Source organism: Pseudomonas sp. TH06, from assembly GCF_016651305.1.
Taxonomy (GTDB): domain Bacteria; phylum Pseudomonadota; class Gammaproteobacteria; order Pseudomonadales; family Pseudomonadaceae; genus Aquipseudomonas.
In genome coordinates this window covers 4,683,548-4,702,022 of record NZ_JAEKEC010000001.1, presented here as the reverse complement: position 1 = coordinate 4,702,022, position 18,475 = coordinate 4,683,548, and the positions used below count along the sequence as shown (strand labels likewise).

Annotated in this window: 5 protein-coding genes; 1 reads left to right on the top strand and 4 read right to left on the bottom strand. The window is 58.8% G+C overall.

The window, feature by feature from the left end:
• The first annotated feature begins 18 nt into the window (after positions 1-18).
• On the top strand, positions 19-939 hold the full coding sequence (locus JFT86_RS20940; RefSeq protein ID WP_201233402.1) for a LysR family transcriptional regulator: 921 nt from the start codon (positions 19-21) through the stop codon (positions 937-939).
• Here the strand turns inward: JFT86_RS20940 and JFT86_RS20935 are convergent.
• From JFT86_RS20935 to JFT86_RS20920, 4 genes are all read right to left on the bottom strand, one after another.
• Positions 920-4,597: a PAS domain-containing protein gene (locus JFT86_RS20935; protein WP_242489504.1), complete on the bottom strand. Its 3,678-nt coding sequence runs from the start codon at positions 4,595-4,597 to the stop codon at positions 920-922. The genes JFT86_RS20940 and JFT86_RS20935 overlap by 20 nt on opposite strands.
• Positions 4,598-4,658: 61 nt before the next feature.
• Entirely contained in the window at positions 4,659-6,080 is a 1,422-nt protein-coding gene (locus JFT86_RS20930; RefSeq protein ID WP_201233401.1) for a TolC family outer membrane protein, read from the bottom strand.
• Between the two features lie 87 nt (positions 6,081-6,167).
• Positions 6,168-16,250, bottom strand: coding sequence for a TcdA/TcdB pore-forming domain-containing protein (locus JFT86_RS20925; protein WP_201238145.1), 10,083 nt, complete (start codon positions 16,248-16,250; stop codon positions 6,168-6,170).
• An 82-nt stretch (positions 16,251-16,332) separates the two neighbouring features.
• Positions 16,333-18,474 carry a type I secretion system permease/ATPase gene (locus tag JFT86_RS20920; RefSeq protein WP_201233399.1) on the bottom strand — a complete coding sequence of 714 codons (2,142 nt, stop codon included), beginning with the start codon at positions 18,472-18,474 and terminating at the stop codon, positions 16,333-16,335.
• Between the last annotated feature and the right edge of the window lies 1 nt (position 18,475).

Here is an 18,475-nt window from a genome sequence, read left to right as displayed (position 1 = left end):
AAACAGCGAGTATTCACTATGGCCAACCTGGAAGATCTAGAGCTGTTTGTACTCATCGCCGAGTTGGAAGGCCTGTCGGCTGCTGCTCGTGCCATGTCCATCACCCCCGCCGCTGCCAGCATGGCGCTCAAGCGTCTGGAAAACCGCCTGGGCGTGCGCTTGTTTACCCGCTCCACCCGCACCATGAAACTCACCTCCGAGGGCGCACGCTATCTGGAAAGCGCGCAGCATGCGCTGAAGATCCTGGCCATGGGCAAGCGCTCGTTGACTCATGATGACGGCATGCTCGAACTCACCGTGTCTTCAGACCTGGGGCGCCATCTGTTGCTCGACCTGCTGGCCCAACTGAAGCAGGAGAAGCCGAAACTGCACATCAAGCTGTCTCTGAGCGACAAGGAAGAAGACCTGCTCAAAGGAAAGTTCGACGCAGCCTTGCGCTTTGGCCGCAGCCTGTCTTTGGATCTGGTGGAACTGCCGGTACTCAAACACCACCATTTCATTGTCTGTGCCGCCCCGGCTTATCTGGCCGCAAACCCGGCACCCGTCACACCGGCGCAACTTGGTGAACACGACTGCATCATCAGCCATAGCATCGGCCGCCCGGAATCGCGCTGGCGCTTCCATGCCCAGGGCGAGGTCGAAGAGGTGCGGGTGCAGGGACTCTTTCACTGCGACGATGGCGACGCTGCCCGCCGTTGGGCCCTGGCCGGCCATGGTGTGATCTATCTGCCGCTGTTGACTGTCGCCGACGACTTGGCCGCCGGCCGCCTGCTGCCATTGTTGGGCGGCTGGCTGGGGGATCCGGCCCCGCTGAACCTGGTGGTGTCGCACCGTTCGCAGATCTGCGAACCATTGCGGGCCCTGCACCGTCGACTGGTGCAAGTGTGTGAGGAGCGTGTGGCGGCCTGTCAGGCGCTCCTCACTGCAAGCGGTCGGTGATCGACTGGCGGTAGTGCACCAGTAGCGCGTGGGCCTGGGCAAACTCCAGGTCATAGATCAGTTCCTGGATAACCCGCAAACCGGCGCCGTCGTCTTGCTGACACAGGCGGTCGATCAGGCTCAGGGCTTCAGCATTGTCCTCCACCAGCAAACGAGCGAGTCGATCCAGTTGCAGATCTTTTTCGTCATTTGTCAGAGGCGGACTGACAGCCGTTGGGGGCACCGCCTGGGCCGTAAAATCGGCAAGATCAGCCAGCACCGGCCGTAGACAGTCAGCCAAGTGGTGAATCAACGACGCAGTATCATCCTCGCGCGTGCAGCCTTCTTCCAGCAATCCTGCAGCCTCTTGCAGCGCCGTCGCCCCGATATGCCCGGCACACCCCCTCAGACTGTGGGCCAGACGGCCGATGGTGGTCGTGTCCAAAGCTTCATGAGCAAGCCAGAGATGCTCAAGCAGTTGCTGATTATCCGCATAAAAAATCCGTAGCAGATGCGCGTAGAGCGCTTCGTCCTGATTGACCACCGCAAGGCCAAGGGCGGTGTTGATCGAGGAGCCGTCGAGGGCCAGCAATGACTCCGGTCGGGATATTATTGCCGCCGACGGTGACTCAATGACCGACGGCAGCACCTGCAATTCCTGCGTTTTGATCCAGCACGCCAGAGTCCGGTAGAAAGCCTTGATCTCCAGCGGCTTGGTAATGCAATCGTTCATTCCGGCAGATAAGGCTCGGCCCTTCACATCCGCCAGGATGTTGGCCGTGACCGCGATGATCGGCAGCCGCTGCAAATGAGCATGAAGGCGAATCTGCCTGGCCGTTTCGTAGCCGTCCATGACGGGAAGCTGGCAGTCCATCAGCACGGCATCGAACTGTGCGTCGCGCATCAAGAGGTTAAGCGCTTCTTCTCCACTCTCCGTCATCACCACATGGACCTTGGCGTGTTGCAGTAACCCGTCCACCACCTCCTGGTTCAACAGGTTGTCCTCCACCACGAGGATTCGCGTACCGGCTAATAGCTGCGCATAGTCGCAGGTGGACATTCCCGAATCAGCGAGCGTGGTAACACCACCGGTATTAACCGCACAGCAAACGGGTCTGGGCGTCAGTTCTTTGGTCGACGCAGGGTGCGCCAACTTCAACTGGGCCGTGAACTTGAACTCACTGCCATGCCCCTCGATGCTGTTGACCCAGATATCGCCCTGCATCAGACGCACAATGCGCCTGGAAATCGTCAACCCCAGCCCCGTTCCGCCGTACCGTCTGCTGATGGACGGGTCGGCCTGGACAAAGGCGCTGAACAAGCGGATGCGCTGCTCCTCACTCATGCCCACGCCTGTGTCGGCGACGCTGAAGCACAGCATCGCGGTGTCGCTCCATTGGCTCAGTTGGCGCACACCGAGGGTCACATGCCCGACGTCAGTGAACTTGATCGAGTTGTCCACCAGATTGATCAGCACCTGAGTGAGGCGAAACGGGTCGCCAATATAGACACGACTCAAGTGTGAAGGGATATCCAGCCGCAGCTCGATGTTCCGCTCACGGGCGCGCTGGCTCACGAGGCCGAGCACATCCTGAACCATCTCAGGAAGATCGAAGCTGACCTGTTCGATACTTAACTTGCCGGCCTCGATCTTGGACAGGTCCAGCACGCTGTTGACGACACTCACCAACCCCTTGGCCGCACGGTCCATCTTTTCGATGCATTGTCGTTGCGCCCTCTCCAACGGCATATCCAGGACCAGATGCGCCATGCCGATGATGGCATTCAACGGCGTGCGGATTTCATGGGACATGTTGTCGAGAAACTCGGACTTGGCTTGCGTCGCCAGCTCCGCCTCCTGGCGTGACTGCTGTACTTGCGCCTCCACGGCCTTGCGCTCGCTGATATCGAAAATAACCCCGTCCAGGTACTGCGGTGAGCCATCGCTCTGGATGATCTGGCCCTTGTCATAGACCCAACGCACTTCGTTGCTGGCCATAATGATCCGGTATTCGAGGATATAGCTGGTGCTGTCCAGGCTGCGGTTGAAAATCTCCAGGTCATCGGGGTGAACGATATCCCGATAGGCATGCCCGGACTGGAAATGGTGCGCGGGGTAGCCGCTGAGCGTTTCTATGGCATCGCTGAGAAATACCATCTCGCGCTCACGACTGGGCAGACTGCGAAACACGACGCCGGGAATGTTCGCAATCATCGACTGCAGCTTGGTCTGACTGTCCACGATGGATCGCTGCACTTCGATTGCCTTGGTGATGTCCTGCAGCACCCCGGTCACACGAATGGCCTCGCCCCGAGCGTCGCGTTCCATGACCTTGCCGATGTCCAGTACCCATAACCAGCGCCCGCTCTTGTGGCGCATCCGGTATTCGGCGCGATACTCGCCGACGCGATGATTGAGGTGGTCCATCAGCTTCGTCATGGCCGGTTCCCGGTCTTCGGGATGAACCAGGCAGGTCCAGCGTTCCAGACCATTGCCGAATGTCCGATCAAGCTCCGCCTGACTGTAGCCGAGCATCCGCATCCAGACATCGTTGTTGATAATGGTGCCCAGGCTGACATTCCAGTCCCACAAGCCCAACGCGCCACTTTGCAGCGCCAGATCCAGGCGCCGCTCACTCTGTTCGATACGTTGCATATCACGCTTGTGTTGCACAGCATCGGTCAGCCGCCGCAGGCCGGCCCACAACATCAGAAATAACAACAGCGCACTGGCGCCTTCGATCAACAGAAACTGGCCTTCGGAAAGGACTGCATCCAGGCTGTCCAGGCTGATCACGGCCCAGGAACCATTCGGGTCGTTCCAGTCGAAACTGGCCCGGGACACGGCGTAACGCTGCCCCTCGAATGACACCACCGGTTGCCCGACATCGAACGGCAGCCGTTCAGGTACGCCGTTGGTGAATGGGTAGTTGCCAAATTGCTGGCGCACATCACCGGTAAATGTCTCAGGTGCCCACGACCGGTCAGACTTGAGCAAGAGCGAAGAAAGATTGGAGGACAGCACGACCCCACCAGGCGAGAGAATCATCTGTAGATGGTGGCGGGTGGTTTTATTCAGCTCAGCGTCCAGAATCCGCGCATCAAAACCCGCCACCACCACGCCGATAGCTTTTTCCTGGCTGGTGCTGGAGGCATACACCGGCGCCGCCATGTAAAACATGCGCTGGCCCAGTGTGCGACTGATGGCACCGTAGACAGTCGGTTTGCCCTGCATCGCGGTCTTGAAATAGGGGCGAAAGCCTATGTTCAACCCTTCCACCGAACGCCCAAGGCTATCGTACGCCGCCACGATCACACCCTGCTGATTGACGACATAGGCATGACCTGCGCCAACCACCATGGCGAGGCTTTTCAATGGGGTGGCGGCCTCTACTTTCAAAGCGGTCGAAGGCGCAGGCTCGCTGATCACCTGTTTAAGCGACTGCGCATGCCGCCCGAGCATCGACAGTGCGCCAATGGCGAAGCCGTCAGCGTTCCAGGCGCCAAGGCGCGCGGCATAGTCCTCAGTCATGGCCTGGGTATCGATCCGGTAACGCTGCTCGGCCTGTGCGCGGTAGAGATTGCCCAGCAGCAGCCCTCCACCGACGGAAAGGATCACGCCCAATGCGTAGCAAAACACTTTATGGCGATCAAAGAACGTCATTAATCTATGCAACATCGGATCCCCCGCTGATCACCCTGCCCGTCACTGTAACCCTCCACCACCTGCTGCGCCTCGATCAGCGTCTCGCCAATTGGCGGGGGAATTCCGGTGGCAGGAAATCACGATCCGGATCGTAGTCCGGCTTGAGGTAGTCGCAGAGCGCTCGAAGATCCTCAGGGGCCAAGGTTCCGACGGACTGCTTCAGGCGCAGTGTATCGAGAATGTAGTCATATCGGCTGTTGTTGTACTCGCGCACCGCGCTGTAGAGCTGACGCTGGGCCTCCAGCACATCGACGATATTGCGCGTGCCGACCTGGAAACCCATCTGCGAGGCCAGCACCGCGCCCTGGTTGGAAATGATTGATTGGCGACGTGCCTGAATCTGTTCGACGCTGCTGTTGAGACCGCGGTGCAGATTTCGGGTCTGCTCGACCACCTGGCGACGCAGGTTATCGTTGAGAGCATCGCGCTGGTTCAGCCGGTGATACGCTTCGCGCACCTGAGAACTCACCTGGCCACCGCTGAACAGCGGGATATTGAGTTGCAGCCCGATCGAGCGCTGCTCGACATCACCGCCATAACCGCCACCTCTGAGGCTGCTGTTACCGTAGCCGAGGTTATCGTTGTCGCCGGTCTGATAACGCAGCACCGCATCCAGGGTAGGCGCATGCCCGCCCTTGCGCGCGCTCAGGGTTTGCTGCGCGGCTTCCAGGGCCTGCCGGCTCGCCAGCAGTGTGAGGTTTTGTTGCATGGCGGTGTTGACCCAGGCGCGTGCATCGTTGGGTGTGGGCAGCAACACTGGCATATCGTGGCGCACGCCCTGGATTGCCGGGTATTGCTGGTGGCTCAGGGTATCCAGGGCTTCGAAGGCATCGTCCAGTTGTTTCTGCGCGACGATTCGACTGGCCCGTGCCGTGTCATGGCTGGCCTGGGCCTGCAGCACATCGGTGCGATCAGACACCCCCAATTGCAGCCCTCTGTCAGCCTGTTCGAGTTGACGCTTGAACGCCGCCTCCTCGGCTTTGCTTGCGGCAAGACCATCCTGCGCCTTGAGCAGGCCAAAATAAGCCTGAGCGCTGTCGAGCATCAGCTTCTGCTCGGCCGCTGATAACTCCAGCAATGCCTGTTCACTTTGCGCCTCGGCAGCCTTGAGGCTGAACCAGCGATCAATGCGAAACAGCGGTTGATTCAGCGTCGCTTGATAACTGGTACCGCTGCGCCGGGTCTGCTGTGCAGGCTGTTGCAGTGTGGTCTCATTGTTATTGATCTCCGCACCAGCCGAAAATGTCGGCAACAACGCGGCCCTTGCCTGGGGCACAGCCTCGGACCGGGCAGCCTGGTCAAAACGGGCTGCGGCCAGTTCGGAGTTGTTCTGTTGAGCATCCTGGTAGACCTGCCAGAGATCGCTGGCGGCGGCGATGGCTGGCGCGGCGGGCAGCCAAGCGACCAGCAGCCAGCCGGCCACGGCTTGCCGTGAGAAAATTATTGATCGGTTCATGGTGCTGGGTTGTTCCGCAAAAAATGGATCGAAAGTACGCAGCGACAGAAGGAGCATTGCGCTCCTCCTGTCATCTCCTCTGCGCCATCAAGACATCGAAGGCACCAGAACGCTTGGCACACTCTGGCGGTTCATCGGCAGTTTCTCGCGGCTACCGCCCTCATCAGGGAAGGCCGCCATGACGCCGCTCAACTTGGCCAGATTCGGACTCTTCGTGTGTGCGAAAACCACCCCCTCATCTAACGACTTGGCGGACTGCTGCTTGCTCCAGGACAATTGGACCAGTCCGTCCTGAAGACTTTCCTTTCCAGCGAAGTCCTTGGCCAGGTAATTGATGTCGATCACCTCCCGGTTGCTTTTCAGTTCAATCTGCAGGTGACGATGCACCGCTGCCTGCTCGCCGAGCACCTTACGGATCATCAGTGCCGTGCCCGTCGCTGAGTCAGTCAGAATCAGGTCGTCGCCATGCCGGCTGACCAGCATGTCTGGCGAAACGTTCGGCGGCAGAATCAGGCGGTCCAGCGCCAGGCCCGAGTCTTCATTGTCGATGACGATGGTTCGGTAGTGCCCCCACGCCTTCTGGCTCAGGCGGTAAGTATCGTGACCACCGCCACCATGGAGCACCAGCGTATCGATCCCGGTAATCAGCGGTGGTGCCAGTTCGTCTGTGCCGCTTGCCCCCCCCGTGCCCTGGAGCAACAGGGAGGAATCGGTACGGTCGACCCCGGTGAAGTGATTCCAGGCCTGCGCGCCCTCGCTGTTGACCCGATAAAGAACCTGGGCGGTCGAACTGTACACATAGGCCGCCTGCTCGCCTTTGCCCACCCCGACAAAATCAAGGTTGTCCGTGGCCGCGATGCCATTGCCGGAGAACATCTGGCCACTGTCGATATCGAACCAGCCTCGACTTGCCTTGCCCTGCAAGGTCAGCACGCCCTTCGCCCGCCACTGCCCGGCCAACTCGGCGAGGGCTTTTGGCAAGCGTGGCAGGTTGTCCTGCTGCCATTTTTCATCGACTGCCACCAGCTGTAAGTTGCCCTTGTTGGTGCGCAACAAAATCTCGCCGCTGTGCGTTGTCAGACGCAAACCGTTCTCGACTTGCAGCACTGACTTGAGCTGCATCGTCGGTGTCAGTTCGCTCGCGACAGGCGTTTTCGCCGCTGCGTCCAGCACTGCATCGTTGCCGAATGCCGTGGCCAACGTATCCGCCGCCATGGAGGGCTGGAGATAAAGTTTGCCGCTGCCGGGTTCGAACAGCCGTGCCGTGACCCCATCGTCTTCAAAGCCGACAAATTGCAATGGCTTGCCCTGCAATGACGACGCAGCCACCACCACACGACCACTGTGGTACCACACCGACAGCGCGCTTTGGCCGTCGCGGTCCTTGACCCCGAAAACGGCCAGGGTGGCGTCAGTGCCGGAGACCTTGGGCAAGTCCAGCCACCACGTCGGACGCCCTTTGAGCCAATGCTCATTGACAGCTTCGTAGTTCAGCGAGCCCCGCGCATCAAGCCGGGCCACACGCCCATCCACAGTGACCGCAAGCAGTTGGCCTTCCAGCGCCAACACGTTCGCCAGCTCCGGAGTATCCATGCGCAAGGCAGTTGGATGACTGGCATCGAGAATCGCCTGGCCTGCTCCGTTCTGGCGGAACAGGACCTTTTGCGCCTTGCTGTAGAAGAAAAACACTTCCTGCCCGTCAGGCTGAGGAATACTGCCCGCGAATACCAGATCAGCCGGAATTGTCCAGGCGCTGCGGGTGCTCTCGTGCGCTTCAAAACGCAGAACCTGATCCGCCGGCGGTGCCAGATTCGGCTTGATCAGCATGCCATCGGCGGTGCGTATCCAATAACGATGCGCCACCCCCGCCGCATCGGTTCCAAACACCGTGACCAGGGCGGCGGGAACCGGATGAATGAGCCGCTCACCGACCTTGTAAACCGGAGTTTCGCGCTGCGTGCTGAAGCTTTCGTAGCCTTGCAGCAAGTTCATGAATGCATCGCCATGCTGACGGGTACGCGCCAACAGTTTGAGCAAAGCATCGTCGCCGACAGCGCTGACCAGTTCCATACGATCACCGACGAGGCGGTAACTGAGTTCGCCCTGGCCGTCTTTCATCTGATACCGACGCGCCAGATAGACCTCTCCGCCCTCCGCCCACAATCGACTGATCTTGCCCACGCTGTCGTTGAACCATGGTGTGTACTGCGCGTCGACCTTGCCACTGGCGATATCGACGCGCCATGCCGCTGCGTTCTCGTCATCGTGGAAGTAGGCGTAGTCTCCTATCACCGCGCCGAGCTGAGCCTTCCCGGCCTTCACTTCGGAGGTGTCGGTGAACATCATGCGGTCTTTGGCAACGTCGTAGTAAGCGCGTCCAAGATTGCGCCCGTTGTGCTGGTAGTTTTCGACTACCACATACTGCCCATGTAACTGATGCGCGCTGGCCAGATCCTTCAGATGTTTTTCGATTCCCTGGCCGGGTGCTTGCCACTTGCTCGCATCCTCGGACACCACGCGAGCACTCAGGTCGGTGAAATCGACTTCACGCACTTCACCCTTGCCATTGACCAGCAGTATCCGTCCATTAGTGGCCGGGTCCAGCAGAACACTGACTCCACCGATCACCAGCCGATCCCGCAGGACCTGAATGTTGCCTCCAGCGAGTCGGCTAGTGTCGATGATCCAGCGCGAAGGCGTGTTGCCCACCAGGCTGTATGGAACACCGCCCCCCACCGTGCTATCGAGTTGATGGATCTCGACCTTGATATTCGGATCGAAAGCCGGCGTCTCGCTCGTGAGTTTCAACCATGCGCCTTCCTTGAGGCTCACCAGATACTCGCCGCCCGCACCCTTGATCTCGTAGCTCATGAAACCGTGAAGCTCTTTGGGCAACTCGGGCACGATCAATTGCCGGTTACGCTGATCAAGTTTCACCTCGACTGAGGTCGCTACATATTCTTGAGAAATTTTGCGGATCGTCCGCTCGGCAGGAAAAATGTAGAAGTCATAGTCGAAACGTTTGTCGCGCTCAAGGCGTCGGATCACATCGAAACCAGCATCGTGGCGAGCGGTCACAAAAGGCAACTGCTCGTATTCATAGCTGATGTAGGACTTGGGCGTACTTGGGAGAATCACCACGTTGCTCTCGCCGTGGTCGAGTGTGTAGGTTGCATCCCGGTAGCCGATTCCGCTGCGTATTTCGATTGCTTGATTGCGGTCTCGGACCATTACCGGATAATCGCCGGCCCACACGAAATAATTGATTTCGCCAGAGCCGCTCGGGCCGGAATGGGTGCGGTAGATGTACTGACTGTCGAAGCTGATCTGGTTGCGTTGCAGGTCGAGCGTCTTGACCACCGCCCCGGGCAGTGGCACCAACACTTTATGCGCTTGATCATAGCGGTAGCCATGGCCCTTGTAGGCATCGTCGACCGTATTGAAGTAACGCCCCACCGCCTTGGCATCCTCGGCGACCGGCCCAAAGGCCTGAGCCAATGCGGTAAAACCTACAGCTAGCCCACCAACGATCACTCCGGCCCCGCCCAGCAAGGCACCTGCCGTCGTGGCGCCCAGCATCCCCGCACCGACACCTGCGGCACCGGTGATGAAGCTCGCCGAATCAAAGGTCAGTTGAGTGCCGAACACTGCCTTCTGGGTTTCATTTTCAGCATGGGCCAACTCATAGGCGTCGAGGATCACCATACCGCCGCCAAAGATCACGCCAGCCCCTTCACTGACGGTGTGGCCCAGCGTCGACGCGAAGTCCTTGAGAGTGGCCTCGCCGGCGACAACTTCGCCACGCAGCGCGGTGCGTACCAGCGCGGTGACCTTGCCCACGTCCTGCAAAACCCCATGGCCCATCTGGACCATATTGAGGTAGCCATGGATCTTCAGTGCAGTTGCCAGATCAGTCGAATCGACACCACGGGCGCTGGCGTCACGCTGCTTGTCGGCGAACCACTGGATCAGTGTCTGCAAGGCAAATCCGGCGTTAAGGCCATCAATCGAACCGGCCTCAGCCACGCTGCCCCGAGGCCGCATCTGCCCACGCTCGAGGGTGAAGTGCTTGCCCAAAGTAGCGGTGTGTACATCGATAAAACGACGAAATTCGGTAAAGTTCGAATCCCGGGTGTTCAGCCAGCGGCTCTGCTCCGGCTGATCACGGTTGATGAATTGCACCCGATAATTGCCTGCACCCTGGTCCTCGGTCGTGGCGATGACCGGCATCCAGCGCGGGTCAAGGCCATTTTCCGTCGCAAGCCGCGTGCTGGACTCGGCAAATCTGGCGCCCCATTGCTCAACATCAAGGGTCACCAGGCTACCGCGCAACTGCATATCTTCGGCAATTCGTGACTGGACGCTTACGGTTTCCTGCACTTGCCGACGCTGATCGATCAGTGTCGCCAGTTCGCCTGGACGGCTCAGGTCGGCCACTTCCAGGCCATTACCTACCTGGACTTTGGCCATCTTGTCGGCATCGATCTGAACCAGATTGAATTCCGGAGACTGCTTGCTGCCGAATGCGCCGTAAAAATCTGCCAGCCCTCGGCCTACCAGATGCTGCTCCATTGCCTTGAGAAAGCTGGCTGTATCGTCATAGGCAAAGATCCCGACGTTTGGATCATAGAAATAATAGCGACGGCCCTTGGCCATAACCGTGCTCGCTACCAGCATTGAGTGATTGCGGGTATTGAGGGCAAATGTCGAGGTACCGGTCGCCCCTTTGAGACGCCCGACCACATCGGCCAAATTCAGTTTGCCGATCGTTGTAGACGCCTGCACCGTATCACCATTGGAATGCAGCCTGACCAGACTGTTCTTGAGCAACGTCGAACTCCCTGCTTGCGGCTCCGCGGCCGCCAGGAAAAGTTTTTGCACCAGACTGTTGATGCCTGTAGAGCCAGCGTCGGCCAGTGCCACCGCCATCGCCCTGACCAATGGATAGCAGCGGCCACCGAACCCATCACCGACCAGTGACAGAAAGAAATCCTGCGGGGCCAGTTGACTGAACGTACTTCCCGCGTGCTTTAAGCCCTCACTCAGCAATGCTGCACGTTTCAGTATCTTTTCAATGTTTTCGGCCTGACTGATTTCTTCGATGCGAGCGCTCAAGGCTCCCCGTTGTTGCGCGGTGAGTTGCCCCTCGAGAAACAGCTGTTTCAGGTCCAGCGCCGACATTTTCTGGGTTACGCCAGGAATACTGATGTCGCGAAAAGCGCGTAATCCCTGCATGAACTCAACGTCCAATGCGCCTCGCTGGTACGCCTCGACGTTTGCATAGCGCTCGCCCAGGCTGCTGGTAGCATCCTGGTCTCCACCCCGCAGGTCGGTATCGTCAAAACGGAGGACGCCAGGCATTCCCTCCTTGGCCTTGATCTGCGTCCATAGCCAGCTTCGGTCGACCGAACCGCTCTCACGCAAGACCGTGTCGAACTGCGCCTTGTAATATTCATGGGTAAGGAGGTTCTGCTTGATCTGTTGATCGATCAATTGTGGCCGCGACGCGGTACTGCGCTGTTTATAAAGCTCGTCGCGCTGAGCCTTCAATTGGTCGATCTCAAGCAAATACTTACGATTGACCTCACGACGCAAGGCAGTCCATGCGGCAATTGCCGGATGGTCGTAAGAGAACGCTCCCCCGCTGTATACACCGTCCGTGACGCCGTCGGCAGACACAGCGAACTGGCCGGCCAGTTTCTTCAGTCGCTGGTGTACCTGTTCGCGATAGTCAGTGAATTCGGCCAGTTTGCGCGGCCCGATCTGGCTATCGGCGTGCTGGATCGACAGCGGTTCTTCCATGACCCGCAGTGTTGGCGAGAGGGCCCTGTCAGTGCCGTGATACGCCTGGCGCTGGACCGCCAACTGCCATTGACCATCGACGAACTGCAGGTACGCCGCAGCGATCCCTTCCGCCGTAGCGCCGATCCGGTAGTCGTTCCAGTCCACCGACATCACCACATTGTCGTAGAGCACGGAACTGTTGACCCGGCCATCGTGGTAGACCCGGAAAGTATTGGCATCCAGGCTGGTCACCACCAGCGAGCAGCCTGACAACGTACCGGTGAACAGAAAGCTCCCGGCTGCGGCCTGTTTGGGGATATCGATGTAGGCCGGCGACGCGTTGCCCTGATTGGGGCCGTTGTAACCAAGGAAGTAAGCCGGCACGGTGTCAGGGCCACTGGTCGCGGTGTATTCGACCTCGTACACACCGGCGTTCATCTTGATCAACTTGGCAAAAGCCTGGTCCGGCAACCGTCCTGCGCTGACCAGCGTCTCGACACTCAGGGCATGGGTCTTGGCAAAGAGCGCGGGGTTGGCGGCGAACTGACGGATATCGATGCTGCCTGCACGACCGCCCAAATCGCCGCGCGCACTCGCCGATCCGGCATTGATTTGCCCATTGATATCGAAAGCCTGGCGGACCAGATCAGCGGCATCCACGCTGGCCGGATCAACCTTGCTACCAGGGTTTTTGAACATCCGGGCCAGCAGGTCCTGCAAGATTTTAAAGGTACTTGCATCTTCCAGAACGCTACGCAATTGCGCCTGATCCAATTCGTCATTGTCCCCGGGGAACAGCAGCGTCAGGACATAATTCTGCGCTGCCCCCAACTGCTCCAATGCAACCCGACCCAGCCGCAGGTCGTCGAGCAAGGCCCCTACGTCGATACCATCGCGCCCCAGCAGTGCCCGTGAGGGCAGCGCCTCGAAAACCTCGGTCACGCCTTGGTCCTGGCTCCATTCCAGCACGACCTTATGCCTAGGGTCTTTATGCCTCAACTCGTCGTTGGCATCCCTGGTGGTCTTGATTCCGTTTGCCTGGACAACGACGTTGGCACTGCGGGCCGATATTTCGAGACCCGGGATTTGCAAGGCTTCCACCAGCTTGTGCCCAAAACCACCGAGCAGGTCCGCGTCTTCGACCGCGCAACCGACAAGGCTGATCCGCGCCGGCACCGAACTGATGCTGTATTCGTCGTAAAGGCTTTGCTGAAAACGGCGAATGTGCTGTGACCACTGGGCAGCATCCAGATCACCGAGCGTGCGCGCGCCGACCGGCCCCTCACCGTGTCCGACAATCTGCCAGCGCACTCTGTCGATTGCGCCAAGCTTCTGGAAGATCGCTGGATCACCGTAGACCAGCCGCATATTGCCATCGGCATCAAGTTGTATCACCAAAGAGCTGTCAGGGTGCTTGCCCGCCAAACGGACAGCAGCGCGAGCCACGGGTTCGTCATTCTGGGTCTGAACAATGATTTGCGCCGCGTACTGGCTATCGCTGCCTTCCGGGTTGCCTTGAACCACAGGCGTAGCCCAACGGTCGACGTACCGGCTTGACACCACAGGCGTTGAACTCGCGGGGGCATCACGCCTTACCGCCAGCAGCGCTTCGCTCGTCGGCGTGCTCCATGAGCCGTCATTCTGAGCTTTGGAGATGACCGTGGGCGTATCGCCGATGTTTTTGCTGGCAGTAATCTGATCGCCCTGGATCGCGATTTGCGCGGGCATGGTCTCCGACTTGAAGCTCATGAACAGGATAATTTGCAGATTCGCCAATTGCTTTTGCTGGGCAAACGCCTGTGCCAGCGTGTTGGCGGGACTGAACGTGATCTCGGTCTGCGCGCCTGTCTTGAACTTGAACGTGGCTTTGCCAGCGGCGGCATCGTTGATTACCTCGATATCGGACCACATGCCGCGCAACATTTCGAAAGCCGGTTTGCTTGCAATCTGATTTGAGTACTGGTCTATAACGTCGCCTTTAAAAGGCAAATAAGCGACGAACTCGCCGTTTTTGTCAGCCTGGATCGGGAATGAGTCAGACTGCCGGTGGCCTTGCCATGCATCGAGCAGCGACAGAATGCGCAGGTAGGATTCCTCCCGTGTCTTGCCAAAAACCGCTGTATGAGCAGTCAGTTGTTCACGGCTCCAGATTTGCGATTCACCCAAGCGGTTAGCCTTGGCCGCTTTAACTCGGCTACCCGCATCCATGCGATCCATGGCATCGAGTTCCAGCAGCTTGTTCCCCGTTTGCTCGAGCAGCAGGTGCAATGCCTTATTACGTGCGGATTTCGGATTAAGGTCGATATAACCTTTCACTTCGCCATGCAAACTGATCAGGTCAGCCATGGGTTCGCCTTGAACCCATCGTTTGTGCATGCCGGCGAGCACCTCCAGATACACCGGTTCTACCAGACTCCTGGAATTGACCTGTAACTCGGTATCCTGTGCGGTCAGCAGCGATCCGACATCCTTGAGCTGTTTGCCGTGATATGTATCAGCCGGTTCATGCAAAACCCTGATGTCGCCGATCAGCCCCGACTTCTGCAAGGCACGCAACATCGGTAGATCGGCATTCCAGAAAGTGCCGTCGAACTTGCCCCCGGCATCTGGCGCCACATAGACGGTGCCGTAAGCATCAGCAGCGAAGGTCGCACTCACCGAGCGCAAATAACCCTCCATGTCCCGATGCCCTTGACTCGTGGCTTTCTTGATCGCCTCGTTTGTAGCAGACGCTGGGGCATTGACAGCCTGGGTCAGGCTCTCTGCTATTTTCTGCACGAAACCAATAGCCGCCATATCATTCGGCGTCGCTACCAGCGGCTTGCCTTCTGCCGCCATCCGCTCATTCAACGCCGCCTGATACTGCGCATTTACCGCGCCACCGGACGCCAGCAGCAGGTCAGTATTCATTCCTGATTCAAAGGGAAAATCCAGTGATCCAAGATAGGTCATCAATTCCGTGAGCTTGCGGAAGTTCTGTCGAATAATGCCGTCGACCGCGAGGTTCGCGATTCGCGCGATCTGGCTTTGAGTCAACGTGGTACCGGCGGGTAACGGCATCGCGCTGACACGTTCGACAAGGGCCTTTTCCAACCCGCCGAGATTCAATGCGTCGAGTTCACTTCTGGTGAGCCGCCCGGCATTCGCTGCTGGAGTCACACCGCTTTCGAGCAGGTGCTTGCTCAGCAGATCATGCACCTCGCCAATCACCTCAAAGCGTTCACTGAGCCGTCCGACAGGGCCGCGATCCAGGGATTTGCGATCAGGGAAGGTGCCCGAGGGCGAAAACACCGCTTTTAGTTCGTTCAGATAAGAGGCCAGGCGCCTGGCCTGCATTTTTGGAACAACCTGCGATGTAATCAACTTCGACTGATCAGTCGCGGCGTCCTGGATAATCTGCAAGGCGGTTGCGGAGTACTTGCGGTTTTCATGAAAGACAAAACCCTCTCTGCGTTGCTCGGCGATATAGTCTTTTAATTGCGCTCGCGTGGCGATGAACGACGCCCCTCCCGGATCGATCCCGTAAATGAATTCGTCTTTTTCGGGATACGGATTATCTTGCTCGGTGCCATGATTGACGACCTCTTTCATGCCCAATGACAGGGCAGCGTCATTCATCAGGTATCGGATATTGAGCTCAAAGTCGCTGATGGTTCCGAGCATGTCATGAGTGGTCCGACGCTCAGCAGCGCCGAGGCTTCTCAATGCGCCTTCCACCGCTTTGCTCCACATCACCGAAGATTTTTTTTGCCCAGCTTCAACCACGGTGGCCCCGGAGGACACGGGATCGGCGAAGTTCGACAAGTGCGGAACAATGGCAAACATATCGATGTCCGCCGTCAACGGGCTACCTTTGCGGTCTGCCAGTATGCGCAGCGCTGTGTAGGCAGACTCACCCGGGCGTCGGTAACTGATAGCGTAATGACTGCCCTCGGCGACCGCACGAAACTCAAAAGCGCCCTCTCCTTTTCCGAACACTGAAAAAGTGCCATCCGGTTTGATCGTGCTGATCAGCCTGGATTGCAGCAGAAATTGAAATCGCTGCTCACTCAACTTCAACTGCGGCGATGTATACCCCAGCTCAAGGCTGTGGCTGACATCAGCTTTCGCCTTTTCAAATACGGCGGTAATGCCGTCCCAGAGCTTGGACAACGACGGATCCGCGGGAATATAGCCAGACTGTGGCCCCCAATCGGCAGACTTCGCGTGAACCTGGAGGTTTTTGGTGCTGCTCCCCTCACTGATCAGCCCGGTGGAAAACGGATTGACCAGTCTGAACAACAAGATGGTTTTATTGTTTTTGGCGATGGTTTTATATTCGTCCACCAGTGCTTGTGGAACGCCTGATGCCTGGTCGGCTTTAATACCTTCTTGATTGAACTTCATAGTATTCACCCCGTTACCTTCTCTTCGTCCGAATAAAAATAAGTGGCGCTTTCAATCGTCCTTGGCGCCGACAGTCTTTTCGTCAATCCTTCATCTGCAATGCCCACTGCCGGGCATACACCCCGTCCAGGTCGAGCAACTGTTCATGACTGCCCTGCTCCACCACCTGGCCTTTGTCGATCACCAGAATTCGCGAGGCGTGGCGCAAGGTATTGAGGCGATGGGCAACGCTGATCACCGTGCGGCCCTGGGCGATGCGGTGCAGGTTAGCCATGACCGCGGCTTCGGACTCGTAGTCCAAAGCGCTGGTGGCTTCGTCGAGCAACAGAATGGCCGGCTGGGTCAGCAGGGCTCGGGCCAGAGCGATGCGCTGGCGCTGACCACCGGAAAGCTGGCCGCCGCGCTCGCCGACCTGGGTGTCATAGCCCTGGCCCAGGGCCTGGATAAACTCATCAGCACCGGCCAGAGCCGCCGCTTCGTGCACCTCGGCATCCGTGGCTTGTGGCCGACAGAGCCGGATGTTTTCGGCGATGCTGCCGGCGAACAGCACGCTTTCCTGCAGCACCACGCTCATGTTGCGACGTAGCGCCACGGGGTCGGCGATGGCCAGGTCGATGCCATCCACCAGCACGCGGCCGTGCTGTGGCACATAGAGGCGTTGCAACAAGCGGGTCAGGGTCGATTTGCCGGAACCCGAGGGGCCGGTGATGCCGACAAATTCCCCGGGCTGGATGTCCAGATTGAGATTGCGCAGTATTTCCTGGCCGTCTTCGTCATAGCGAAAGCGCACGCCTTGAAAGCTCATGCTCCCCGCCAATGCCGGCACCGAGGCCAGACCACCGCTGCCGCTTTCGCACTCGGTTTCAAGGATGTCGCCCAAGCGCCGCAGCGAAATCAGGGTGTGCTGGAAGTCCTGCCAGACCTGAGCCAGACGAAGGATCGGTTCCACCACATGACCGGCGAGCATATTGAACGCCACCAGTTGGCCCGGGGTTATCTGCCCGTCCATCACCAGGGTCACGCCCCACCACAGCAAGATTGCCGAAGTGAGTTTCTGGATCAGGCCAATGCCCTGCCCCGCCCAGATTCCGACCAGACGGGTCGAGAAAGCAGCGCGCACGTAAGCGGCCAACTGGCGTTGCCACTGCTGTTGGAACAACCCTTCGGTGGCGCCGGTTTTGATGGTCTCGATGCCCGTCACGGCCTCGGTCAGAAAAGCCGTGTTATCAGCACCCAGCTCGTATTCGCGCAGCGCCCGACTGCGCAGCAACGGCCCCACGCACAACCAGAACAGGAAATACAACGCAAGGGAGCCGACGACCACCCAGGTCAGCGTCGGCGCGTAGCTGTACATCACGCCGATAAACAACCCGCAGAACGCCAGGTCCAGTACCAGAGTCAGCGCCGAGCCAGTGAGGAACTGACGGATTTGCTGCATCTCACCGACGCGAGCGATGATCTCGCCCGTCTGGCGTTGCTGGAAATAGCCCAACGGCAACTGCACCAAGTGCTGATACAGGCGTGCCGACAGTTCGGCATTGACCTTGCTGGCCAGGTTGGAAAACAACCACGAACGTATGAAGCCATAGAGCGGCTCGAATATCGCCAACGCCAGCAGGGCAATACCCAGCACCTGCAAACTGGACAGACCGCGACTGACCAGGACGCGGTCGATGATGTTCTCGAACAGCATCGGCGTGACCAGCGCGACCAGTTGCAACATCAGCGAGACAAGCAACACGCTGCGAAACTGACGCAGGTGCTTGAGGATCGATGGCAGGAACCAGGCAATGCTGAATGCCGGAGGCTTCAGGCCCGTGTGGCGCTCGGCCAAAAGCAGAGTCTGGCCGTGCCAGACAGACCTCAGCATTTCGCGGGGTAGCGTCTGGCAACGATCTTCCAGTGGCCAGTAAATATCGACCTGGTCCTCTTCGATGCTGTTGAGCACTGCCCAGCCGTGAACGGTTTCCAGCAGCGCCGGTAGCGGTAGATGTTCCAGACGCTGGGCCGTGCTGTGCACGGTGCGCGCCCGCAGGCCGACCCAGCCGGCGCAGCGGCACAGATCAAGGCGATCGGCCGTACCTTCAATACGTCCCAGGCGATGACTCAACTGCGCCACGCTGATATTCAGATCAAAGTGCCGCGCGGCCCATGCCAGGGCCTGCAAGCCGGTATCGAGGAGTAGCGGAGCCTGGTCGGGCGTAACTGCAAAGGCATCAGTCATG

What these genes read in the sequence shown, in the direction of transcription:
- JFT86_RS20930 (WP_201233401.1), bottom strand. Translation starts at nt 6,080, where the DNA reads ATGAACCGATCAATAATTTTCTCACGGCAAGCCGTGGCCGGCTGGCTG.
- JFT86_RS20920 (WP_201233399.1), bottom strand. Translation starts at nt 18,474, where the DNA reads ATGACTGATGCCTTTGCAGTTACGCCCGACCAGGCTCCGCTACTCCTC.
- JFT86_RS20925 (WP_201238145.1), bottom strand. Translation starts at nt 16,250, where the DNA reads ATGAAGTTCAATCAAGAAGGTATTAAAGCCGACCAGGCATCAGGCGTT.
- JFT86_RS20940 (WP_201233402.1), top strand. Translation starts at nt 19, where the DNA reads ATGGCCAACCTGGAAGATCTAGAGCTGTTTGTACTCATCGCCGAGTTG.
- JFT86_RS20935 (WP_242489504.1), bottom strand. Translation starts at nt 4,597, where the DNA reads ATGTTGCATAGATTAATGACGTTCTTTGATCGCCATAAAGTGTTTTGC.